The organism is Janthinobacterium sp. CG3 (assembly GCF_000344615.1).
Lineage (GTDB): Bacteria > Pseudomonadota > Gammaproteobacteria > Burkholderiales > Burkholderiaceae_D > Janthinobacterium.
This window is the reverse complement of record NZ_KB467824.1, coordinates 1,852,683-1,874,627: the sequence shown is the minus strand read 5'-3', so window position 1 is coordinate 1,874,627 and position 21,945 is coordinate 1,852,683. Positions and strand designations below refer to the sequence as shown.

The 21,945-nt window shown below is 59.6% G+C and carries 18 protein-coding genes and 6 pseudogenes; 10 read left to right on the top strand and 14 right to left on the bottom strand.

Annotation, left to right across the window (positions count from 1 at the left end; translation table 11 throughout):
• Positions 1-117: 117 nt before the first annotated feature.
• Both JANGC3_RS33190 and JANGC3_RS33600 read right to left on the bottom strand, forming a co-directional pair.
• A complete protein-coding gene (locus tag JANGC3_RS33190) occupies positions 118-750 on the bottom strand; it encodes a hypothetical protein (protein WP_198292005.1) in 633 nt (210 codons plus the stop codon).
• Complete coding sequence (locus JANGC3_RS33600; RefSeq protein WP_232429813.1) at positions 737-916, bottom strand: hypothetical protein; 180 nt, start codon at positions 914-916, stop codon at positions 737-739. Before JANGC3_RS33600 ends, JANGC3_RS33190 begins: the two co-directional genes overlap by 14 nt.
• Here JANGC3_RS33600 and JANGC3_RS0108015 point away from each other — a divergent pair.
• The 3 genes from JANGC3_RS0108015 to tnpB all read left to right on the top strand — a co-directional run bounded on the left by JANGC3_RS0108015 (position 860) and on the right by tnpB (position 3,196).
• Positions 860-2,005 (top strand): IS4 family transposase, encoded by a 1,146-nt coding sequence (locus JANGC3_RS0108015; protein WP_017875970.1) that lies wholly within the window; start codon positions 860-862, stop codon positions 2,003-2,005. The two genes, JANGC3_RS33600 and JANGC3_RS0108015, sit on opposite strands and share 57 nt — an antisense overlap.
• 461 nt (positions 2,006-2,466) lie before the next feature.
• Positions 2,467-2,760 (top strand): transposase, encoded by a 294-nt coding sequence (locus JANGC3_RS30710; RefSeq protein WP_051068250.1) that lies wholly within the window; start codon positions 2,467-2,469, stop codon positions 2,758-2,760.
• 88 nt (positions 2,761-2,848) lie between these two features.
• A complete protein-coding gene (tnpB, locus tag JANGC3_RS0108005) occupies positions 2,849-3,196 on the top strand; it encodes an IS66 family insertion sequence element accessory protein TnpB (RefSeq protein WP_017875969.1) in 348 nt (115 codons plus the stop codon).
• Positions 3,197-3,234: 38 nt separating this feature from the next.
• On the opposite strand, the gene JANGC3_RS34305 is transcribed toward tnpB, so the two are convergent.
• Complete coding sequence (locus JANGC3_RS34305) at positions 3,235-3,426, bottom strand: hypothetical protein (RefSeq protein ID WP_017875968.1); 192 nt, start codon at positions 3,424-3,426, stop codon at positions 3,235-3,237.
• Here JANGC3_RS34305 and tnpC (JANGC3_RS28790) point away from each other — a divergent pair.
• Positions 3,349-4,810, top strand: a pseudogene (gene tnpC, locus JANGC3_RS28790) (IS66 family transposase). The gene JANGC3_RS34305 and the pseudogene tnpC (JANGC3_RS28790) overlap by 78 nt on opposite strands.
• Positions 4,811-5,476: 666 nt before the next feature.
• On the opposite strand, the pseudogene JANGC3_RS28785 reads toward tnpC (JANGC3_RS28790), so the two are convergent.
• Positions 5,477-6,103, bottom strand: a pseudogene (locus tag JANGC3_RS28785) (transposase); the annotation flags it as partial.
• An 82-nt stretch (positions 6,104-6,185) separates the two neighbouring features.
• Between JANGC3_RS28785 and JANGC3_RS28780 the strand changes: the two are divergent.
• Positions 6,186-6,776: pseudogene (locus JANGC3_RS28780) on the top strand (IS66 family transposase); the annotation flags it as partial.
• Positions 6,777-6,860: 84 nt separating this feature from the next.
• Here JANGC3_RS28780 and JANGC3_RS32480 read toward each other — a convergent pair.
• The gene (locus JANGC3_RS32480; protein ID WP_157406524.1) at positions 6,861-7,844 is read right to left on the bottom strand and encodes a hypothetical protein; all 984 of its coding nucleotides are present in this window, start codon (positions 7,842-7,844) and stop codon (positions 6,861-6,863) included.
• A gap of 201 nt (positions 7,845-8,045) precedes the next feature.
• Between JANGC3_RS32480 and JANGC3_RS32475 the strand changes: the two genes are divergently transcribed.
• Complete coding sequence (locus JANGC3_RS32475) at positions 8,046-9,194, top strand: helix-turn-helix transcriptional regulator (protein ID WP_157406523.1); 1,149 nt, start codon at positions 8,046-8,048, stop codon at positions 9,192-9,194.
• Positions 9,195-9,299: 105 nt separating this feature from the next.
• Here the strand turns inward: JANGC3_RS32475 and JANGC3_RS34300 are convergent, their stop codons facing one another.
• Together JANGC3_RS34300 and JANGC3_RS32470 are read right to left on the bottom strand one after the other, a co-directional pair.
• Entirely contained in the window at positions 9,300-9,632 is a 333-nt protein-coding gene (locus JANGC3_RS34300; protein ID WP_081611800.1) for a transposase, read from the bottom strand.
• A 172-nt stretch (positions 9,633-9,804) separates the two neighbouring features.
• Positions 9,805-9,942, bottom strand: a complete 138-nt coding sequence (locus JANGC3_RS32470; RefSeq protein WP_017875962.1) for a transposase domain-containing protein — start codon at positions 9,940-9,942, stop codon at positions 9,805-9,807.
• Here JANGC3_RS32470 and JANGC3_RS31350 point away from each other — a divergent pair.
• Positions 9,942-10,290: pseudogene (locus JANGC3_RS31350) on the top strand (transposase); the annotation flags it as partial. The gene JANGC3_RS32470 and the pseudogene JANGC3_RS31350 overlap by 1 nt on opposite strands.
• A gap of 323 nt (positions 10,291-10,613) precedes the next feature.
• On the opposite strand, the gene JANGC3_RS30705 reads toward JANGC3_RS31350, so the two are convergent.
• The 4 genes from JANGC3_RS30705 to JANGC3_RS32465 form a co-directional block, all read right to left on the bottom strand.
• A complete protein-coding gene (locus JANGC3_RS30705; RefSeq protein ID WP_157406522.1) occupies positions 10,614-11,552 on the bottom strand; it encodes an HAF repeat-containing PEP-CTERM protein in 939 nt (312 codons plus the stop codon).
• Positions 11,553-11,766: 214 nt separating this feature from the next.
• Entirely contained in the window at positions 11,767-13,092 is a 1,326-nt protein-coding gene (locus tag JANGC3_RS0107965; protein WP_017875959.1) for an IS1182 family transposase, read from the bottom strand.
• A 157-nt stretch (positions 13,093-13,249) separates the two neighbouring features.
• Complete coding sequence (gene tnpC, locus JANGC3_RS0107960; RefSeq protein ID WP_081611998.1) at positions 13,250-14,653, bottom strand: IS66 family transposase; 1,404 nt, start codon at positions 14,651-14,653, stop codon at positions 13,250-13,252.
• Positions 14,654-15,004: 351 nt separating this feature from the next.
• A complete protein-coding gene (locus JANGC3_RS32465; protein ID WP_157406521.1) occupies positions 15,005-15,214 on the bottom strand; it encodes a hypothetical protein in 210 nt (69 codons plus the stop codon).
• A gap of 646 nt (positions 15,215-15,860) precedes the next feature.
• Here JANGC3_RS32465 and JANGC3_RS31340 point away from each other — a divergent pair.
• Positions 15,861-16,016: pseudogene (locus JANGC3_RS31340) on the top strand (IS256 family transposase); the annotation flags it as partial.
• Between the two features lie 86 nt (positions 16,017-16,102).
• Here JANGC3_RS31340 and JANGC3_RS0107950 read toward each other — a convergent pair.
• On the bottom strand, positions 16,103-17,326 hold the full coding sequence (locus JANGC3_RS0107950; RefSeq protein WP_017875956.1) for an IS256 family transposase: 1,224 nt from the start codon (positions 17,324-17,326) through the stop codon (positions 16,103-16,105).
• Positions 17,327-17,741: 415 nt separating this feature from the next.
• On the opposite strand from JANGC3_RS0107950, the pseudogene JANGC3_RS28770 reads away from it, so the two are divergent.
• Positions 17,742-18,654 (top strand): annotated as a pseudogene (locus JANGC3_RS28770) (IS30 family transposase); the annotation flags it as partial.
• 61 nt (positions 18,655-18,715) lie between these two features.
• Here the strand turns inward: JANGC3_RS28770 and JANGC3_RS31335 are convergent.
• A protein-coding gene (locus JANGC3_RS31335) for an IS3 family transposase (RefSeq protein ID WP_442905263.1) occupies positions 18,716-20,187 on the bottom strand; the annotation gives its coding sequence in 2 pieces (ribosomal slippage) (positions 18,716-19,744 and positions 19,747-20,187; 1,470 coding nt in all).
• Between the two features lie 317 nt (positions 20,188-20,504).
• Positions 20,505-20,873 (bottom strand): hypothetical protein, encoded by a 369-nt coding sequence (locus JANGC3_RS28765; protein WP_017875949.1) that lies wholly within the window; start codon positions 20,871-20,873, stop codon positions 20,505-20,507.
• 111 nt (positions 20,874-20,984) lie between these two features.
• On the opposite strand from JANGC3_RS28765, the gene JANGC3_RS28760 reads away from it, so the two are divergent.
• The coding region (locus tag JANGC3_RS28760) for an ISAs1 family transposase (protein WP_017875948.1) at positions 20,985-21,945 on the top strand (961 nt) is incomplete at its 3' end.

Here is a 21,945-nt window from a genome sequence, read left to right as displayed (position 1 = left end):
ATGGCTTAAACCGCTGCTCCGGCCGGCGGCTGGCGATCATACTCGCCCCTGGAATCGTACCTTACAGCGGCTGTTGCTGTCCCCAAAAAAATAGACCTCTCCGTGCTGCTTGTTCTTTCAATCGTCGCCACTGTTGATGGGCGGAGTCGCGGGGGATGAGAAGCTGATCCGAAGTGGAATGCAATATTTGTGTGTCGCGTGAAGGACTTCATTCGGCACATCGAAGTTTGACCAGTTGCGTGGCGCATGGATGCTAACTCCAAGGGCAAGTTCTCGATAGTGTGGCGACAAGCCGGTTACTATCCAGTCGAGGTGTTCACCGACGACAGAAAGTTCGCATGGAACGGTGTGGTACGTCTCTTTTAGTCGTGGATTTACGCCGCCACGATGGTGGGGGAAGTGGTTTGCGAACTTTGCATAGGCTGATTCCGACATACCTCGCAATAGGATCACATAGGAAACGCTGTCTAATTTAGAATCGGCCATAGTATTTAACTTTGGTGGTTGAGCTAAAGGAGGCATCCACCGGTACTGTATCTGTTGCATAAAATATTCATCGCCGCACGCACTGTTGAGCGGCCGCTCTTGACCGACTGCTGTCGATTGTACTCGACTACGCCCCCCCCTCTGCAAGCAATCCACCCAAGTTAAGAATTTTTCTTTAAAAGTAGAGCGAAATACAATAAAAAGCTTGACATGCCAGTGAGGTAGGGCGCGGCCAGTGAGATTTTTTACCTCATTGGCCGCCATGTCCCTTGCCGCACTGTTCAACGATCTTGCCGCGCATTTGCAGTCCGTCGAATTCCTTCTGACGGCCCGACATATTGAACACCCCGCCGCATTTTCCCGCCAGCGAAAATTGCCGTTGCCGGCGCTGGTCGCGTTGATGCTTACCGGTATGCGCATGAGCGTCCAAGCCGAGCTCGACGTATTCTTCGCCCATCTGCAGCAACGTGCGCAATTGGTGCGCAAGGTGTCTGAGCAGGCGTTCGCCCAGGCGCGCGTCAAGCTGTCTCTGACGGCCATTCCCCTGCTCAACGACTGGCTGGTCGCACGCGCCGAGTACCACGGATTTGTGCCGCGCTGGCGCGGCCTGCGTTTGGTCGCCGCTGATGCTTCGACCATGCGCTTCGGCTTGCGCGCGAGCCACGTCAAGCGCGCCGCGCTGGCCGATCAAATCCTGTTCGGCCTGTTCCTTCCCGGCGCGGAGTTGATGCTTGCGGCCTCGCTGCACGGCATCGAGGACTGCGGCGAGCGGCAAATGCTGGTCGAACACCTGGACCGGCTTTCCGGCACCGATCTTCTGCTGCTCGACCGGGGCTACCCGTCCCGATGGCTGGTATCGCTGCTCAAACATCGTCACATTGCGTTCTGCATGCGCGTCGAGAAGGCCGGCAACGGCGGCTTTCCCTGCGTGCGCGACTTCCTGCGCTCCGGTCTGAGCGAGCAGCTCGTCATGCTGCGCGCGCCCGACCGGCGCGACGCCGACGATTATGAATGCCCCCGAGAACCCCAGCAGGTGCGCCTCGTCCGCCATGTCGCGCCGAACGGCAAGGTGCGGGTGTTGATGACCAATTTGTTCGACAGCGCGCGCTTTCCCGCCGACGGCTTCGGCGACCTCTACCACAAGCGCTGGCGTATCGAGGAAGCCTTCAAGCGGCTCAAGCATCGNCTCAATTTGGAGCATGTGTCNGGCCTGTCCCAGCAAGCCGTGGTGCAGGACGTCGCCGCCAAAATCATGTGCGATAACTTGCAAACCCTGGCGGCCTTGACAGCCCACGACAGCGCCGACCTGCGCGCAGCCGAGCGCATCAACCACGCCTATGCGCATACCGCCCTCAAACCATTGTTGCCGGCCCTCCTGCTCGGAAAAAAGGTGGCGAAGTTACTGCGCGAGGTGCTGCGCCTGATTGCGAAACGGACATACGTCCATAGGGAAAATCTATCCAAAACACGCAAAGCCAGGCCGAAGCCGCACAAGCACATGGCCCAAAAACCATGTTAAAAGGTTGGAAAATCCTTAACTTGGGTGGATTGCCTCTGCAAGTGGCTTCCTCCGCGCACGCAACATCCCAGCCCCGCTGCACTTCAAGACCAGATGTCGCTCCAACTCCTTGGGCAGCAATCGCCTCCAAAGACCGGATTTGTTTCGAAAAACGATGTTGCCAAAACGGTCGAGATCGATCATTCTAGCAACCCAGTTTGAGCCCCTAAAATCATTGGCCAAAGTGGCGCCATTACGCCGAAAATGAGTGGTGCCTTAATGCCGGAAATTGACACCAAGACACCCAAGCCCTGTGCGAGTCCGTGCACGCCCCGGCACGCGACTCGACTTGAGTGCCGCCTACTTGATTGGGCAGTACCACAATTTTCGTAAGCGTCGGCTCACCGCCGTCTTCCCTTGAGCGCTGCAAGTCTCCATGATTGAATTTGGGGCGCAAATTGATTGTGTCCACAAATTTATTTATGGACACGATAATTCAACCAGTCATAACCAGGGCGAAACGCGGCCCGTATCGCCATCACAGCGACGAGTTCAAGCGTGCAGCCGTGGCGCGCACGCTGGTCGCCGACGCTTCGGTGTCGCTGATTGCCCGCGAATTGAAGATCAACGCGAATCAGTTGTTCAGCTGGCGCAAGCGTTTCGGTGGCGAGGGCCTGCGGGCGGCAACGCACCGGGCCAATTGGTGGCTATCACGGTGCTCGATACTCCGCGCGCGCCTGCGCCCGCACCGGCGGGTAGTGTCCCACCCGGCGTAATCGTGCTCAGCGTGGGTCAGGCTCAGCTGCGCCTGGAGGGCCAAGTCGACGCGGCCACGTTGGCGCTGTTGCTGGCCCGGCTGTTGCCATGATCGGCCTGCCTGCAGGCACCAAGATCTGGTTGGCCGCGGGCGTGACCGACATGCGCGCCGGCATGAACGGACTGGCGGCCAAGGCGCAGACGGCGTTGGCCGAAGATCCGTACAGCGGCCACGTGTTCTTGTTCCGGGGACGGCGCGGCGACATGATCAAGGTGTTGTGGTGGAGCGGCGACGGCCTGTGCCTGCTGGCAAAGCGGCTTGAGCGCGGCCGTTTCGTCTGGCCACAGGCCGGCAGCGGAAGCGTGGCGTTGACGCAGGCGCAGCTGTCGATGCTGCTCGAGGGCATAGACTGGCGCCGGCCGGAACGCACCTGGCGTCCCACGTCGGCCTTGTAAACGTCGCGCAGCTCGCGTAAACTCGGCCCATGCTCAGCTCAACCGACCTGCCCAACGACATCGACGCCTTGAAGGCGCTGTTGTTGGCGAGCGAGCGCCTGGTGCGCGAACGCGACGCGACCATCGCCACCCAAGGCGACGCATTGCTGAACATGCAAGCCCAATTGACGACGCGAGCCGCCGAGATCGAGCACCTGAAGCTGCAGATCGCCAAGCTGCGGCGCATGCAATTCGGCCGCAAGTCCGAGCAGCTAGACCACCAGATCGAACAGCTTGAACTCCAACTGGAAGACCTGCAGGCCGACGACGTCGAGGTCGAGCGGGAAATGCCAGCGGCTGACTCAGCGCCGCGCCGGCGCACCACGCAAACCCTTGCCGGAACACCTGCCACGCGACGAGAACGTGCACTTGCCACCGGCCGACGCCTGCCCGGCATGCGGCGGCGCACTGCGCCCCCTTGGCGAGGACGTGGCCGAACAGCTCGAGTTCACGCCGGCCAGCTTCCGCGTGGTGCGCCATGTGCGCCCCAAGCTGGCCTGCGGCTGCTGCGACGCCATCGTGCAGGCGCCGGCGCCGAACTGGCCGATCGAACGCGGCATCGCCGGACCCGGCCTGCTGGCGCACGTGCTGGTGGCCAAGTTCGCCGACCACCTGCCGCTGTATCGCCAGTCCGTGATCTACGCGCGCGAAGGAGTGCACTTGGACCGCGCGCTGCTGGCCAGTTGGGTGGGCGCCGGCAGCGCGCTGTTGCGCCCGTTGGTCGACGCGATCCGAAAACACGTACTGGCGGCCACCAAACTGCACGCCGACGACACGCCGGTACCGATGCTCGCGCCCGGCAACGGCAAGACCAAAACCGGCCGGCTGTGGACCTATGTGCGCGACGGCCGGACAGGCGGCGATGCGACACCCCCGGCGGTGTGGTTCGCCTACTCGCCGGATCGCAAAGGCATCCATCCGCAAACCCACCTAGCCTCGTTCAAGGGCGTTCTGCAGGCTGATGCGTATGCCGGGTTCAACTTCCTCTACGAAGGTGGGACGATCCAGGAAGCGGCCTGCTGGGCACACGCGCGCCGCAAGTTCCACGACCTGCACGCGGCCCGGCCATCGCCGTTGACCACCGAGGCGCTGCGGCGCATTGCGCAACTGTATGTAATCGAGGCCGACATCCGGGGTAAACCATCCGACGAACGCAAAGCCGTTCGGCAGGAACGCTCGCGACCGCTGCTCGACGATCTGGGCCGCTGGCTGCGGACCACGCTCGACACGCTCTCGCGTAAATCCGACACGGCGGCGGCCATCCTGTACTCATTGAACCTGTGGTCCGCGTTGATGCGCTACTGCGACGACGGCGCCATCGAAATCGACAACTCGGCGGCCGAACGAGCGCTGCGCGGCATCGCCATCGGCCGCCGAAACTACCTGTTCGCGGGCACCGACAGCGGCGGCGAGCGGGCCGCCGCGATTTACTCGCTGATCGGCACCGCCAAGCTAAACGGGGTCGACCCCGAAGCCTGGTTGCGCCATGTGCTGGCGCAGATCGCCGACCACCCCGTCAACCGCGTTCACGAGTTCCTGCCGTGGAACTACCTCCAGCAGATCAACCCTGCTTAAACAACACGCCGGTTCCCAGCGGTGTGACGCTATCATCGGTCAAATTGATTACCCGTTCGAGATGGTAGTGGCCGGACGCTTACGGCTCCTAACAATTAGAACAGTTTGAAAAAACAATCTATGGTGTCGGTTCGATAGCGGTACTTAGGTCAAAGTAGGTCCAGCGTTGTTGACTGAATGTCTGGAGTTATTTTTCCAGCGTCTTTATCACCTTCGGTTTTGGCCCCGGCGCCGCACCCACTAGCTCAGGCCCTGAGGTAGGTCCGCAAGGTCTCTTTGCGGGTTTTTACTTAGCGAACTCGGCGTGGGCACAGCAGTACATTACATTGCCGCAGTTGGTACCAGCGGTTCCAAAAAATTCCAGGCAGATCGACGGTCCGCGGCCGGGCGCTCTGGAGGAGCGCCAGGCATCCGCAGGTGGACGCCCTGAACGGGCGTCCCTCGCATTCGCTCGGCTCAAATCGCCCCCGCCGGCGGACCGGCCGCCGGTTGACTGTTTTGCAGGAACGCGATAGGCGCGCGGGGTCCTGACGATGTGGCGGCGCGCCCATCATCTTAGCCGGCAGCCGGATCAAGTTCAGGGGCACCGGCTTCCCAGCACGGTCTTCAGTTTCTCCTATTCACGTCAATGGGCGACACCTCCTCTGAGCGTAAGTTGTTCGTCGCTCAGCCAGTTGCGGCGGCGCCGACCAGCGGCGAACCGCGCACTCGGAGCGAGTTCAAGTAGATCGATTCGTCATACGGCGTGCGCGTCTGCCAGCAGCGAAAGAGGACGCGGATCCACTTGAAGGCTAACGCGCGCACCGCCGCTTGGTGGGTGTTGCCTTTGTCGCGCTGCTGGCGATAGTAGGCGCCGGCCCAGTACGACCTGGTTATGGTCTGGGCGCTCCACTCGACCATGGTCTGGCGCAGGAACTTGGGACATTGCCAGCGCCAGTAAACCCACGATTGCTGGCCGCGACCCTCAAGAACAGGGGCGACGCCGCAATACTGCTGGAACTCACGGGCAGATTGGAAGCGTTCTCGCTGCTCGCCGAATGCCGCCAGCAGGCGTGGTGCCCGCTGCGCCCCGGCTCCCGGCAGCGCGCTAAAGAGCGCGTAGTCCGGCAGCGTCAGCGCGATGGCCGCAATGCCCTCGTCGTAACGCTCAACGGCCAGCAAGGCGGCGCGCAGCTGGTCGACCACCGCCAAGGCCAGCAACTGGTATGCCATGATGACGGCGACGTCATTGGTGAGCGGAACCGCCGCTTTAATGGCGCCGATGCGTTCCTCGATGCAAGCGGGACCAATCACCCCTGAAATCCCAAGAGTGTGTGCTACGGATCCACTATATTCGGCGGATATGGGCTAGGCAGGCCAATTCGGTGGGACCGTCGGCTACAACGTTTTATTCGAAGACGGCACGATCCGCGATGCGGCATGCTGGGCGCATGCGCGGCGTAAATTCAACGATCTGCACGCGGCGCGGGCGAGGCCGCTCACCACCGAAGCATTGCGTCGTATCGCCGAGCTGTACTTGATCGAAGCCGATATCCGGGGAAAACCTCCCGATGAGCGAAGGCAGATTCGGCAAGCCTGCGCGCGTCCGCTGCTCGATGACCGGAAGCGCTGGCTGCGAACCAAGCTCGATACGCTGTCGCGTAAGTCCGATACGGCTGCGGCGATCCTATACGCGCTCAAACTCTGGCCGGCGCTGCTGCGCTACTACGATGACGGCGCCATCGAGATTGATAACCCGGCGGCCGAGGGCTGCGTGGCAATCGGTCGCCGCAACTACCTGTTTGCCGGCCCCGACAGCGGAGGTGAACGCTCCGCCGCTATCTACTCGCCGATCGGCACGGCCAGGCTGAACGGTGTCGACCCCGAAGCCTGGTTGCGTCACGTGCTGACGCATATCGCCGATCATCCCGTCACCCGGGTTGATGAGTTCTTGCCTTGGAACTGCAACCCGCCCGCAGGCCTCTGAGATGACGCCGTTTCCCAACGGTGTTATGCCATCATCGATCAATTTGCCAACCACTCAAGACGTCACTGGGGAGACGCTTACCATTTAAAAGAACCTTGCAACATTGTTGTCGATCACCTTGGTGATTATTCCAATGCGTCCTTCCGCACCATGGGGCGCTTGGTCATGCGGAGTCGGAGGCGTTGCTGGAGTTTGGCCTTGTTCTCCACCGCCGCAACTTCCCGGGTGGGCTCCTCTTGCACCACCGCGTCCGGACGGTCCAGAAGCCCCTGCGTAGCCGCCTTGTCCCACAGAGCCGGGATTGATCTCGAACGCTGCATACGAAAGGGCCACCCAGGCGTCCTGCGGCCCTACAAGTACCACATCAGCGCCAGAAGCCGCGTTGCCTCCCCGCCCGCCCGCCCCACCTTGTCCGCCTAGGCCACCGCCCCCCCCATTACTGGCACTATGTCTACAGCCGTCAAGTAAGCCTCCGCCCATTTCCCCGTCGCCACCATCTCCACCGTCTCCGCCGGCTCCGCCAGCGCCGCCATTAGCACCGTTACTGCCAGAGTAGCCGTTTGCGATCACGGACAATTTCAGTGCAGCGGGGATGGGTTGACTTTGCTTGTCAGCGACGCCCCCGCACACGATATAGAGTTTGGGAGCGGACGGCGCGTCGTCACCTTTTTGGCCGTCAGTACCACGCGAGCCATCTGTTCCACGTGGGCCATCCTGAGTCACGCCCGCTTTATAGCCCTTCGCTGACGTTGGTGGTGCCGGTGGTGGTTGATATATTTTTGGCTGCCAATCAACTGTAAGCTTCAACGTGGCATCTTTACTTGTGTCCACGAACTGTAGTTGATTCATCACTATGGCAACCCAGGGGTGCTCGTAGTCGTTGAGGATGAGTTTTGAATTTGGCTGAAATGTCACGACGCCAGCTTTCAGAACCTGCCCACCGAACGCGCGTATTCCGTTCACCGAAAATAAGTCCCCTTGCGACATGGCGGCGTTGATGGCCTCCTGCACCTCCTGAGGGAATAAACCTGGCTTGATATCTAATACTGGGATATTGTAATCTGGCATGGTGCTCTCCTAATGAAAGTAGCTGAAGAATTATTGTTTGATGGAAGTTGTTCGATAGCGTCATACGCGCGGTTTGACTGCGCCGGAATCACTGTCCATCGGTGTTGAGCGTAGAATTAAAGAATCGTCCTGTCATCATTCATCTGAATGAGTGGCGTTGTTTACTTTGCATGCGCCTTCGCGGTGCATTAGGGAATAGGCATGACTAATCTTACGCGCCTCGCCAACAGTGCCGTCGAACAATTTTATGAGGGAATCACGGCACCTGCGGCATGGCAAGACGCTTTAAACTCGCTACGTTTAATTGCTGGAAGCGCGCACGTCGCTTTGACCACTTGGGAACGAACGAGAAATATAACTGTGCTACACGAAAGTATAGAATTACCACAAAAGTGCCGCCAGCAATTTTCCGACTATTACCATGTGCTTGACCCCACTCGCGACAATATCGACCGGATCGCTGTGGGTAGCTGGTATATTGACCGTCAGCATTTGAATTCGCGGGTGATTGGTTGTAGTCCGTTTTATCAAGAATTCATGCGTGACTATGGCCTCGATTCGATCATTGCCACGCCACTCGTTCGCGACGGCACTGGCGATAGTTTTCTGGTGTTTCAGTTTGGCTTAAACGAGGCACATTCTTGGTGTGCGCCGTTGGAACTCTGTGAAGTACTTCCTCATATTCGCCGCGCTTTACTTCTACGTCGCCGTTTCAGCGCGCTAGCCATTGAAAAATCGATATGTGCCGATGTGCTAGCTGGCTTGCAGACACCACTGTTGGTTGTTGACGCAACCGCCCGTATTATCATCGCGAATAAGGCGGCCGAGTCGGCCTTAAAAAAGTATCGTTGTATCAACATTGCGGCGGAGCGTCTTGTTCTCACCGGTGTCGACAGTCCTCATTTCGCCAGCTTGCTTGCGCACGCCTGTGGCGGAGAAGCGCGGCGCGTCGCCGGTGCCATGCTTGCAGGGCGCGTTGATGGACCCCCGCTCCAGATCCTAGTCGCCCCTTTACCAGAACAGCACGCGCCATCGAGCGGCGGCCGCTCGCCGCTAGCGTTGGTGCTGCTGCGTGATGTACGCACACCATTCGACACGCCGGTGAAACTATTACAGCAGCTCTACGGCTTGACTGCATCAGAAGCGCGCATTGCGCTAGGTGTTTTGCACGGCGGCACTCCAAGTTCATTGGCCGCAAGCTCAAGCGTTTCCATGGCCACTGTGCGGACCCAATTAAGTGCGGTTTTCCAAAAAACTGGTACCCGACGCCAGGCAGAACTTGTCCAACTGCTCGGAACATTCTCGATGGTCACGGTGACCGGAACCGATCCAACAATCGTATGCGCTTGAGTATTTTTTTGACCATCCTTTTCGTTTTCCAAGCGTCCGCCCTTGGTCAAATTCGGATCGACACGGTGGGTCACCCATTAGCCGGGCATTGTCAACGGCACGAATTCAATCCTCGCTGTGTTCACGATTCGTTACTGTCCATCGCCAATGCTGTCGTTTCCCAAGCACGAATCGAGCCCTGCGCCTCACCGGCAACAGCGCACATGCTGTCTTACTCGGCGCGAGCTGGCCGCCTCCAAGCAGTTCGCGCCAGGCGAACATCTGATTGGCGCTGATGTTTTGCTTGCGGGCGATGCCCGAAACGGATGCGTTAGGCGGCAGCGATTGGGTGACAATGGCCTGCTTGAGCTCGTCGCTATGGCGACGATAGCTGCCACGTGTTAAAGCGCGTTGGCCTGGTTGAATTTTGGTGTCTATAATCGAGGTTTGTGTGCACAAACGATTTGTGTCTCAACCCCAAATCATGCTGGTAGGGGCCTCCCTCGTAAAGACGGCGCTGCCTTGACGCTTACCCTGAACCTGCTAGACGGCACTGAGCCGACGCTTATACCCAAGTAGCATGCAAGGTTGAAAGTTGGTAAGCGGCCAGCGACCGGCCTATGCAGCGCGCTTAGGTTTGGATAAAGTCCGGGAATGGCGGCAGCGAGTCGATCTGGCTGTTGGGGAACTTCGGGAGACTTTCCAATACATCGGCCAGCCAACGCGCCGGATCAAGTCCGTTGAGCTTGGCGGTGGCGAACAGGCTCACTCGGCATGCTGTATGCGGTTGGCATCCGGCCGGCGACGACGGTGTGGGCCCCGGGCACGGCGCCGCTGCCGCCGAAGCCATGGAGTGGCCGTGCCATGCGACCAACGCGGCTACGGCGCGAGGTCGGCAACGAGGAGGTTTCTGTGAACACCTTGGCGCTGGAGTTGCCTTCGCACGCATACCGCCCGGTCACATGGCGGGAAAGGAGCCAATACCAACTTGTCTTCCCGCTTTGCCGCCGTACGGGTGCGTCCCGCTCACCAAGGCAACTGTGGCACTGAGATGCGAGCCGAGGAATGGCTGCTGATCGAATGGCAGAAGGGCGACGAGGAGCCGCTGAAATACTTCTAACACCTTGCCTACCCCGACGTAAGGATGCGTTAATGTCCGTTTTAGGGACATCGGCTTCCGATGGCGGTCATACCAAAACATCCGGGTGTCCGTGGAAACTCGCACGAGTGCAAGCGCACTCAGACCGAGATACCCGACGCGCAAAGTCCACAAACGCAGCCCACCAAATTTGTTCCAAAAACGGCGGCGCGCGATGGATTCTTGGAACATTGCCAGCTGCAGTTTTTCTGGCTCGCGCTGCTGATCGCAGTTAATCTTGGTCGAAAAACTGCTGAATGCAGGCCGGGCCGTTATCGATTGCAGGTTGCTGCACCTATGCTTTAAGCCGCCTTGCTCCGGCGCACCATGAAGCCCGTCAGGCCTAGGCCTGCAAGCAGCATGGCGTAAGTTTCCGGCTCGGGGACTGCGCTCACCGATAGTAGGAATGCATGGCTTTGCCCGGTTATGGAATTTTGTGCATTACCAACAATCGAGCCGCTGTCGTTGATACCGGTTGCATTATCTAGGACCCAGCCCGCACTGACGGATGCAGAATCAAGAAAACTGTTAAGGTCGGTCGCGCGAGTACCATCCCAGAGCATTGCATGCAAAGCGTTTCCTAGCTGGGCCGATCCAACGACCTGGCCGGAATTATTGATGGCGGTGGCGTAGCTTTGTGCTCCGAGGGGGGCCAGGTCGGTCGCGCTAGTGCCATTCCAGAGGGTTGCATGGATAGCACCGCTAGACTGAGTATATCCGACGACTTGGCCCACATTATTGATGGCGGTGGCATCACTAAACGCTTCGTTCAGGATCGTAGCGCCAATTCCATTCCAGAGCGTTGCATGGGGAACAGCGCCGGAAAATCCGACGACCTGACCGGCATTGTTGATGGCTTTGGCAAAACCGTAACCCAGGTTGGTCGCCATAGCGCCATTCCACACGATGGCACTCGCATTCCAACTTCTGTTGTAGGCCAACCCCGTCGTCTGGCCGGTATCGTTGATGGCGAGGGCGCGGCTTTGCGTTCCGAGCGTTCCAAGCGGGTCCAGATCGGTCGCATTAGTGCCATTCCAGAGGGTTGCGTGAAGAGCAGAATTGTAGGCAGTAAGAGCCATTCCAACGACTTGGCCGATATTGTTGATGGCGTAGGCAATACTAATCGCTCCTCCAAGCGTACCCAGGTCGGTTGCGCTAGTACCATTCCAAAGCGTTGCGCGGGTATCATAGCCGATGGTCTCGGCCCATCCGACGATTTGGCCTGCATTGTTGATGGCCATGGCGGAACTATTAGTCCCTCCCAGTGTGCCGAGGTCGGCGAATGTGTAGAGGCTGGCGTTGGCTTGGCTAGGAGTCTGCGCGGCAGACAATTCTTGCGCTGACCATGTGACGCGCTTCTTGCCTGCGTCGATGGCGATTCACTTTCGCACTCGAAAGTGGAATGAAATAGGAGCCTGAGAGTGGGGATTGGACGGACTTTCGCCCTTTCAGGTCTTACGCGGACAGCATTTTCGCCATGCGCCGCAGGTTCAGCGCGGTGCAGACGAGTTTCCACTCGGCCTGAGCCTTCGCCAGTCCTCGCATGCTAAATTGCCGGAACCCGAGTACGCTTTTCACCCAAGCGTTGGGCGGTTCCGAGATCCACTTGCGTTTTCGGTAAGCCGCCTGGATCGTCGCGGATCTGAACTTGTCTGCCATGGCGGCACACAAAGGCCGCTTTTTCGGATCAATTACCGCTTCCTGCTTGCCGATGCGTCCGAGTGCCACAATCAGTTCGGACGGGTGAGCGCGTAGTTGCTCGAACATGGCTTCCGAGCGATAGCCTGCATCGGCGAGCACCAGCTCGGCATCGTCACCGACGTTGCGCTTTACCGCTGCGAGCACCGACGCCAGTTGCCCACTGTCAGCCGCACTATTGACGAGTTCGGCCGCCACGATGATGTGGGCGCTCTCGTCGACTGCAGCTTGGGCGTTGTACGCATAGTCGAAGCCGCCGCCGGCGCGCTTCATGATACGGCTTTCCGGGTCGGTAAAATTCTCTTGGGCGTCGGGCTTGGGTTCGCCGAACTTGTATTTAAAACGCGACTTCTTCTTTGGCTTGCCAGAGTCCTCGGGCGGCACATCTTCGTCATCGCTACGGCCGCGCGCGATATCGGCCTGGCGTTGGCGATCTTCAAGACGCGCACGGGCAGCGCGGATGACGGCAAGGCGGTCCTCGCGCCTTGCGATCTCCGCCGGGATATCGAGTTCCGGCTCGTTTTTTTCGGCGGCATCCGCCGCTCTGGCCCTGGCCAGCAACGCGTCGATTTGATCCTTGAGCTCACGCTCGGCCTTTTGCATCCGGTCGTAGCTCATCGCTTTGTGGCGCGATGCGTTGGCCTTGATCTTGGTGCCATCGACACCGATCGTACCAAGCTTGACCAAGCCGCACTCTTTCGCCATCTTCACTACCTGTACGAACAGGTCCGACAGTTCCTTCAAGTGGATCGCGCGGAAATCGCAAATTGTTCGGTGCGCCGGATAGTTGTCAGCGGCGAGCATACGCAACGCCACGTCCTCGTACAGCTTTCGGGCCAGCTTGCGTGATGAAAACACACCGGTTGCATACCCGTACACAAGTATTTTGACCATCATCGCCGGATTAAATGGCTGGTTGCGGGACCCGCCCCCTGCATACCGCGCGTGAAAGGCGGACAGGTCGAGCGAGTCGACAGTGTCGCTAACGAAGTAGGCCAGGTGCCCCTCAGGGAGCCAATCTTGCAAAGCATGGGGAAGCAGCATCTGTTGATGCTGATTGTAGGGGAGGTAGCTCGTCGTCATTCGACAAGTTTACCTCGTCCCCATTCCGATTGCATCAGTTTCTGCCGCGCAGACTCCTAGCGCCGATCAACAGGACACTGGCAAACAGACCAAGACGGGATAATTTAGCGGTCATTTTTCTCTTGTTGTGATTTAAGCGAAGAATCATTGTAACTGTTCAGCCACGGGCTGGCTGAATCGGGTTTCCAGCGAAGGCGCGGCGCAGGACGGCGAGCATGCCATGGCCTTGTTTGCGCAGTGTGTCGAGGCAGGAGCGGATGACGCAGAAGTTTTGGGCGCCCAACAAGGTGCGGAACGAGCCGGAGATTTTTTGCTTTACCTTGGGCATGCGGATGGCGCGTTCACCCAGGTTGTTGGTGAACGGCACGGCGGGATCAGACACGAACAGCAGCACGGCGTCGGCGTACCGGCGCAGGCGTAGCAGCAGGTTGAAGGCGACGGACTGCTTGACGCGGCCGGCCTTGCCATCGGGCTTGAGTTTGGCGGGATGGCGCCGTTCGCCCGCGGCCAGAATGGCGTCGTACAGGGTACGCAAGGCGGCCGCGCCAGCGGCGCCGAGTGCGATGTTTTGGCGCCGCGCCGCCTCGCATAATTCGTTGGCGCGCAGCAGCAGTTCGCTCATCCTGGCGGGCCAGCGCTCGCCGGTGAGCTCTTTGACGTAGAGCAGCTCGCGCAGCAAATGGGCGTTGCACAGCGCGTGCGCTCCGTCCAGTTGCCAGTACGGCGCCCAGCAATCATGGATCAGCACGCCAAGGCGCCGGGGCAGAATGGCTTGCGCGGCGATCGCCTCCATGCCGCGCTTGGCATGCACGCCATACCATGTGTGGCTGTCGTTGGCGGCCACGTGCAGCCAGTGCAGCTTGCCCTGTACGCGCAGACCCGATTCGTCGGCGTGCACCAGCGGCGCGGCGCGCAGGCTGTCGGCGATGGCGTCGGCGGTTGCTTGCAGAGCCACGCGTGCCTCGTCGACCCACGCCAGCAGCGTGGCCGGCGAGATGGCGATGTCGTACAGGTCGGTGATCAGTTGCGCGGCGCGGGCGAACGGCAGCAATTGTCCTTGGGTTAAGTGCACCTCCAGAGCTCGCACATTGGGGCCGTATTGCACTGCCTGCGTGACGGCCGCCGGGAACGCGCTGCGGAGGAGTTGGCCACAGGCGCAGCGTAGCGCCAGGACGCGGTGCTCGACGACGACGCAAGCCACGACGGGCGTGTCGATCACTTGCCGCTGTTCGGCGATCTCGGCCGCTTCTTGGTCCTGCGCGCAGCCGCAGCGGTCGCATTGCTCGGGCAGTTGATGGGTTTCGATCCGGCTCGGCCCGGCCATCCGCTTGAGCGTGTTGCCCTTGTGGCCAGGCCGGGCGCTGGGCAGGTTGCCGGACGGCTCGCGCAGCGAATTGGTCTTGCGCAAGCCATCGGAAGACGGCGGCTGGCTGGAGTTGTGGCTGTTCTTGGCAACCTTCGATTCCAGCGCCTCCAGCCGCTCCCACAGTGTCAACACGACGCCCTCAAGCTCGCCGCGCGTGAGGGCGGAGAGGTCAGGAGGGGAACGTTTTTTTGCCATAACCAGCATGATGAGCCGGCTAGAAAGGGTTTACAACTGTTTTTTTGAAAAACGCTCATGCTGAACAGTTACGAATCATTCAATTTCAATTTGGTAACAAATTGAAATTATCGCATTAAATTAAAGGAAACTTTCCGCCATGACACGGCGACCTCAATCCCCGGTCCAATAACAGGCCAGCCGAACGCCGCTCCAGGCGTGAATTGCCCGGCTTCGGGGCGCTGCCGGCGGGCCGATGTCGCTCAATACCGTGGTGCGCGCCCTGATGAGGTGATGTCGCCCTGAGCGTGGCGATGCTGCTGACGCCGTCTGACATTTACGCGCCGGTTACGCCGAAGATCGCGGTGTCCATCAAAATTGTGCTGGGTAGTGTTTAACCAGTAGGGCTATCACGTCGTCGCGCATGGTCAGGCGGCGCCTCAACGCGGTCATCTTAATGCGCCAATGCAGGCTGACGGGAATTTCCAGCGTCAGGAGCGCGGTCGGCTCTGGCCGCGCGTCGTAGGCGAAGAGATGTCGGTCGGGCGGCGTTGGCTCGAGCGGCGATGGATCAGGTCGCATTGGCTCGCCGGTCTCGTTGGCTATATTTTCCTATAACTGTTCAGCCTCTATGACAGCCCCGTAAAAATGCTCTATTTTTGCTGAAAAATTGGGCAAGCCGTCCATATTTTGACTATTTTTTAGGCGGATGTTATGTTTTCAAAAACATCTCATAGGGGCTGAACAGTTAGTGCGCCAGCAAAGCTGGCAAGAAGTAGTTGGTGAAAGTCCAATACGGAGAAGAAATGACGAAGTACTCTGGCCCCGAGTCATGCGTTGCACACCGCGAGGTGTGGGGCGAAGCGTTGACAGGGGAAACCGGCAGGCCAGCCATTGAGCCGCGAAATCAAGAAATCGGGATGCCGACGGAGTTGACTGAACCGGAAGGCAACACGGGGCATGGCGACAATCGCAAGTCATGCACTGATCCCGCGCGGTCGGAGACCCTGCGCATGCCGGGAAGCTTTTTGCACAGAAGCTGGGAGATCTCGGCGGCGCCTGACGAAACGCGGTCAGGCGGGACAGGGAAGGTTAATGACCGTCATCCTGTCATCAACGCGGTCGAGAAGTCGGATGTGCCCATAGTACCGAAGAAGTTGCCGAACAAAGCGGAAGCTGCGGAGGCAATGGAGGAAAGGGGTGCAACCGAGGGGAATGCTGGAGAGCCTCCCGCAGTTCATTCCCGACCGATGAAGCCGTCAGCAAGCTGTTCTACCTGGCGCTGAACAACATCAGCAAGAAATGGACAATGCCGCTGCGGGACTGGAAAGGAGCGCTCAACCGCTTCACGATCCAGTTTGAAGAACGGATGTTGCCGGCTTAAACGAAAACCCGTTTACACAAAATCCCGCACAGGGAGTGTCAGGATTTTTGTGTGGCCGAAGTCATTTAGCTAATGTCAATGCCTCGTCACAGGTGCGCGGTGAAGCGCTCGGTGAACAGGATGGCGAACTGGGTTTTCGCGGCGCGCCATGTGATCGGCGGCATTTTCCAGTTTTTGGCGATGTTGCACAATGCCAGCCAGATTAATTTTGTCGCCGCGTCGTCGTTCGGGAAATGGCCGCGATTTTTGATCACTCTGCGGATCTGCATGTTCAGGCTCTCGATGGCGTTGGTGGTGTAGACGATGCGCCGCACTTCCAGCGGATAGGAGAAGAACGGGATGACCTCCTGCCACTGGCGCCGCCACATGCCGGCGATCGGCGGATATTTGGCGCCCCACCGCCCGTTTGCGAACGCCTCCAGGGCCGCCACGGCTTCGGCTTCGGTATTGGCCCGGTAAACGGTTTTGAGCTCTGCGGCGACCAGTTTTCGGTCTTTCCAGTTAACGAAGTCGAGGCTGTTGCGGATCAGGTGCACGATGCAGGTTTGCACCTGCGTCTGCGGGAACACGGCGTTGATCGCCTGCGGGAAACCCTTCAGTCCGTCGACGACCGCGATCAGGATGTCCTCGACGCCGCGGTTCTTCAGTTCCGTCATCACGCGCAACCAGAACTTGGCGCCCTCGGTCTGCTCGATCCAGATGCCCAGGATCCCCTTGGTGCCGTCGGCGCGCACGCCTAGCGCCAAGTAGACGGCCTTGTTCTTGACGGTGCCCTCGTCGCGGATCTTGACCCGCAGCGCGTCGAAGAACACCAGCGGATACATCGTTTCGAGCGGCCGGTTCTGCCATTCGACGACCTCTTGCATGACTTCGCCGGTGATGGTCGAGATCAGATCCGGTGACACTTCAAGACCGTACAGCTCGGTCAAGTGGCCCTGGATCTCGCACACCGGCAAACCGCGCACGTACAGCGACACCACCTTGTCGTCGAATCCGGGCACGCGCCGCTGGTGCTTGGCGACGAGTTGCGGCTCGAAGCTGCCGTCGCGGTCGCGCGGAATGTCCAGCGTAAGCTTGGTATCGGACGCCATCACAGACTTCTTGCTGCTGCCGTTCTTGTGATTGCGCGTCGGTTCCGGGCCGTTGCGCTGATGCACCAGATGATGGGATAGCTCGGCCTGGAGCATTCTCTCTGCAAGCGCCTTTTTAAGCTGCCCGAACAGCCCGGCATCGGTGAACATCGATTGCGGATTGGCCGGGTCCACGCCGGCGAGCAGTTGGTCCAGCATGGTTTTGTCGAAGTTGGTCATACGTATCCTTTCTAGGGATAAATTTTATCGTATGCTTTCTTTCACACAAAATTTCTAACAGGCTCCCCGCACACCCCCGACCGGCTTCCGAAGCGAGGTGTGTCGCGCATGGCGGCGCATTCTGCAACGGCGCAGTCAGCGCCATCGCTTGTCTTGGCAGCGATTCAATCGTTTAGTGGATCGCCACATCCCGCCCTACCGAAACACCCATCCTTACCCCAGTGAGCGCTTTTACGTCAGACACTCAAGGTAGGAGCCTTGTGCGGTAGTTCCGCTCGCAGAGATCTGTGCGGGGGGCAGGAGGCGACTCCTGTCCCTACCGCGACCATTTTTCTCAGTTTCGATTTTTTGTTCATGCCTGATACATGGCAGTCTTAAAGACCAAGTGCAACACCTACTGCTTTAAGGTGCTGCTATACCGAGAAATTATTGGCATTTTACCACTCAGGATCGCGCAGTCGTCATAACCATGCGCGACGATTTGTGCTCCATCCGCTCCATTGCCAAACGCCTTTGCCGTTCCGCCAGCCCGATCAGCCGCGAGGTCAAGCGCGGCAGCGGCGCCGGCGTCTATGACGCCATTCTGGCGCACGCGCAGTGCCACGCGCGCCGCCCGCGCCGCGTGCCCAAACTGCGCACCGACGGCGTTTTGTTCCATGTCGTCCGGCACAAACTGAAACTGCTCTGGTCGTCGCAGCAGATTGCGCGCAAACTACGGCTTCTTTGGCCCAACAATCCCGAAAAATCCGTGTCCCATGAAACCATCTACAACGCCATTTATTTGCATCCGCGCGGCGAACTGAACCGCGAACTGGTCGCCTCCCTGTGCCACCACAGCCAAGTGCGCAAACCGCGCAGCCGTGGAACCGGCCGGCGCGGGCAAATCCCGCACATGCAGAGCATCCATATCCGCCCTCCGGAGATCGAGGATCGCCTCATCCCCGGTCATTGGGAGGGCGACCTGATCAGGGGCGCCGGCAACCGCTCGTCGGTGGGCTCGCTGGTCGAACGCACGACCGGTTTCGTGGTGCTCGCCAGATGGACAACGCCATCACCAAAGCCGTCGTCGACAGCTTCTCCTCGGTGCTCAACCGCGAGCCGGCGGCCTTTCGCAAAACCATGACTTACGACTAGGGCCGGGAGATGCACGGCCACAAAATCCTGACCGAGCGCACCGGCGTGCAGATCTATTTCGCCGATCCGCACAGCCCTTGGCAGCGCGGATCGACGAGAACACCAACGGTTTGCTACGCCAGCACGTGTCCAAGGGTTCCGACCTGTCGATCTACTCCCAGGACGAGCTCGACGCCATCGCTTTATCGCTCAACCGGAGCGTGTCAATGACTTTGAAACACCTGGTTGAATCGGCGAGAGTCTAAATCTCGTATTTCAGGCAGCTTTTTTCTCCATTGGTGGCGGGTTGATCCAAGCCGCCGTCGGCAATTTTTGCGGCTGTGGCATGCGGTGTTTGAAGCGGTTCGGCGTGCGCTGGAAAGCGATTGCCAGAGTGGCTTGTCGTTGCTTGCGCACTTCGGCGGCGCGGCCGGTGTGAACGCCCTCAGGCGTCATCATGCCGATGCCGGAATGGCGATGCTGTCGGTTGTACCAAGAGAAGAACTGGACACAGTGCGCGCGCGCGTCGGCCAGCGAGCCAAAGCGTGGCGGAAATCCGGGCTGGTACTTCATGGTTTTGAATTGCGCCTCCGAGTACGGGTTGTCGTCGGAGACGTAGGGCCTGCTGTGCGACTTGGCGATGCCCAGGTCGCACAGCAGCGTGGCCACCGGCTTGGAGCGCATGCTGCTGCCCCGGTCGGCATGCAAGGTTAGCGTTCCCGGTGCGATGCATTCCTTGGCGGCGCTGTCGGCAATGAGCTGCTCGGCCAGCTCGGCGGTTTCCTGCTCGGCCACCATCCAGCCGACGACGTAGCGGCTGAAGATGTCGAGAATGACATACAGGTGGAAGCAGGTGCCCCTGACCGGACCCTTCAACTTCGTGATGTCCCAACTCCAGACTTGATTGGGCACCACGGCCAGCAGTTCCGGTTTGGCGTACTCGGGATGGCGTAGTTGGTCGCGGCGCTCGCGCACCGCGGCACAGCCTTGCAACAGGCGGTACATGGTGCGCACCGAGGCCACGTAACGTCCCTCGTCGAGTAACTGGGCGTGAATGGCCGCCGGAGCGCAATTGGCGAAGCGTAGGCTGTTGAGCACGTCGAGCACCACGCGGCGCTCCAGCTCCGACAGCGCCAGCGGCGGTCGCCGGGCCGGTGCTGCGGTGGCCGGCAATGGACAGACGTGGCAAGCGGCTCGGTCGCGATACAAGGCGCTGCGTGGCAGGCGCAGGGGCCGGCAGGCGGCGGCCACGCCGACCTGTTCAACGAGGCTCTTGGCGGCGCTGATCACTTCGGCTCGCTCGGCGTGTCGGCGGTGCTCAGCCCCAGCAGAATGGAAAGTTTTTTTTGGGCGTCGATGATCAAGTCCGCCTTGACCAGCTTGGCACGCAGGCGCTCGATTTCGTTTTCCAGTTCCAGCACCCGGCGTGTCTGGGCGCCGGCGGGATCAGCCTTCGGTCCCCGCTTGCGCTCCAGCGCGCCAGTCTCGCCAACTAGTTGCCGCTGCTTGCGCCAGGTCGCCAGATGGGACGAATAGATGCCCTCCCGGCGCAACAAGGCGCCAATATCGCCAAGGGCCACGCAGGCGTCGGCGGCGGCCAGAATGCGTAACTTCTCGGCCTTGGAAAAGGCTCGCCGCTTGGCGATGGGAACAACCTCGGGGTCGGGCCGCAGGACCTCAATAGGCGACGGGCCGGGTGCGTTCTGGGTATCTGCTGGGCTGCTAATTTGATGCTTTCGGTTGTGCATGTTGGAACCTACCGCTGTACTTTAAATTAATCGGGTAGGTGTCTCAAGTTATATTGGCACAGGGGGAAGCCGCGAAGGTCTTGCCTGCAAGCGGTTCTCTGGACGCCGCCAGGTTGGCGGGAATACGGTTCATCAACGTCATGTTTGGCGTCTCGGACGAGAAGATCGAAGCTACGGTGGCGGAATCGACGGTTACCTCGGCACTAGTGCATGCAAACTACCCGGCGCAGCAGTGCAGTGTAAGCGATCCATAAACCCCAGTCTTGCCCACTGATCTGGCGAGGGGCAGGATGTTGACACGAACCAGGTAACGTGGTTTAGGTTCGCTTCGCTCGCTTCGGGATAGGGGCGAATGCGATGCAGTTGACGAAGTTCATCCCGGCGAGCATGACGTAGTTGTCTGTCGCTTCGGGGGCGATGTTGGCCAGCCACTTGTTGAGCTCGTCAGTGACATAGGCAAGCAGCGGTTTTTCTGGATGGGTTTCGAGGTATTGCATCACGGCGCGTTGGCGTTGTGCCGGGCCCAGGTCTTCGCCAAATCGAACAGTGGCGACATAGCGCCCTAATTGCTTGTCCAGGTCAGCTTCAGTGATCAATGGCCAGGGTAACCCCGACTGCTTCATCGACTGGAAGCAGACGAACAGTAGGTCCAGCGCAACCTCAATTTTTGCCAGCGAGACGCCCATGCGCTCAGGGCAATTGCATGAAGGCGGAGCCGAGGCGATGAGCACAGCTTGTAGGTATCGCTTGTAAACTCTTTGAAAAAGGCGTTTACTCTCGATATTTGGGCGAGAAAAATGACAATCGGACCGATGTCGCTGCTGGAAGCATTCGATGAATTACGCGATCCGCGCGCGCGCGAGTGCGCATATCAACTGGACGAATTGCTGCTGGCCGCGATCTGCGCCGTCATCAGTGGAGCGGAAAGCTGGACCACGGTTGTGGAATGGAGCGAAATGAAGCTCGAGTGGCTGCGTCAGTACCGGCCGTTCGCCAATGGCATCGCCTCGCACGACACCTTCGGACGCGTTTTTTCCCTGCTTGACGCGAAGCAGTTCGAATCGTGTTTTGTACGCTGGATGGGCGCACTGTGTCCGTCGCTTGAAGGGCAGCACATTGCCATCGATGGCAAATGCGTGCGTGGTTCACACGATGGCAAACAGAGCGCCATTCATCTGGTGTCGGCGTGGAGCAGCGCGAGCGGCGTCACACTTGGGCAGGTTCGGACCGCCGACAAGAGCAACGAGATCACCGCGATACCGGAATTATTGGATACCCTGGACGTCAAAGGCGCCATCATCACAATCGACGCGATGGGGTGCCAGCGCGACATCGCCGCCAAGATCGTTGCCAGCGGCGCCGACTATGTTCTGGGTGTGAAGGACAACCAGCCCGTCTTGGCCGAAGCCGTCAAGCTGTGGTTCGACGCCGCCGACGCAGGCAAGATGGATCGTCCATTCTGGGAGCACATCCAGACCGAAAAAGATCACGGACGGATCGAAACCCGGCGCTGCCTTGTCACCAACGACATCGCTTGGCTCGTTCAGCAAAAACAGCATTGGAGCGGGCTGCAAAGCCTCATCATGATCGAGTCGACGCGCGAAATCATCGGGCGAAACAGCACCGGAACAGCCAGCGTTGAACGCCGCTATTACATCAGCAGCTTGCCGGCCAAGGCTGCAATGTTGGGCAAAACAGTACGGGCGCACTGGGGCATCGAAAACAGCATGCATTGGGTGCTGGACGTCGCATTTCGCG

Bases quoted from the DNA above. Each gene is read 5' to 3' on its own strand.
- JANGC3_RS33190 (WP_198292005.1), bottom strand. From the start codon at position 750: ATGGCGGCCAATGAGGTAAAAAATCTCACTGGCCGCGCCCTACCTCAC.
- JANGC3_RS30710 (WP_051068250.1), top strand. From the start codon at position 2,467: ATGGACACGATAATTCAACCAGTCATAACCAGGGCGAAACGCGGCCCG.
- tnpB (WP_017875969.1), top strand. From the start codon at position 2,849: ATGATCGGCCTGCCTGCAGGCACCAAGATCTGGTTGGCCGCGGGCGTG.
- JANGC3_RS32480 (WP_157406524.1), bottom strand. From the start codon at position 7,844: ATGCCAGATTACAATATCCCAGTATTAGATATCAAGCCAGGTTTATTC.
- JANGC3_RS32475 (WP_157406523.1), top strand. From the start codon at position 8,046: ATGACTAATCTTACGCGCCTCGCCAACAGTGCCGTCGAACAATTTTAT.
- JANGC3_RS30705 (WP_157406522.1), bottom strand. From the start codon at position 11,552: ATGGCCATCAACAATGCAGGCCAAATCGTCGGATGGGCCGAGACCATC.
- JANGC3_RS0107965 (WP_017875959.1), bottom strand. From the start codon at position 13,092: ATGACGACGAGCTACCTCCCCTACAATCAGCATCAACAGATGCTGCTT.
- tnpC (WP_081611998.1), bottom strand. From the start codon at position 14,653: ATGGCAAAAAAACGTTCCCCTCCTGACCTCTCCGCCCTCACGCGCGGC.
- JANGC3_RS32465 (WP_157406521.1), bottom strand. From the start codon at position 15,214: ATGCGACCTGATCCATCGCCGCTCGAGCCAACGCCGCCCGACCGACAT.
- JANGC3_RS0107950 (WP_017875956.1), bottom strand. From the start codon at position 17,326: ATGACCAACTTCGACAAAACCATGCTGGACCAACTGCTCGCCGGCGTG.
- JANGC3_RS28765 (WP_017875949.1), bottom strand. From the start codon at position 20,873: ATGGGCGTCTCGCTGGCAAAAATTGAGGTTGCGCTGGACCTACTGTTC.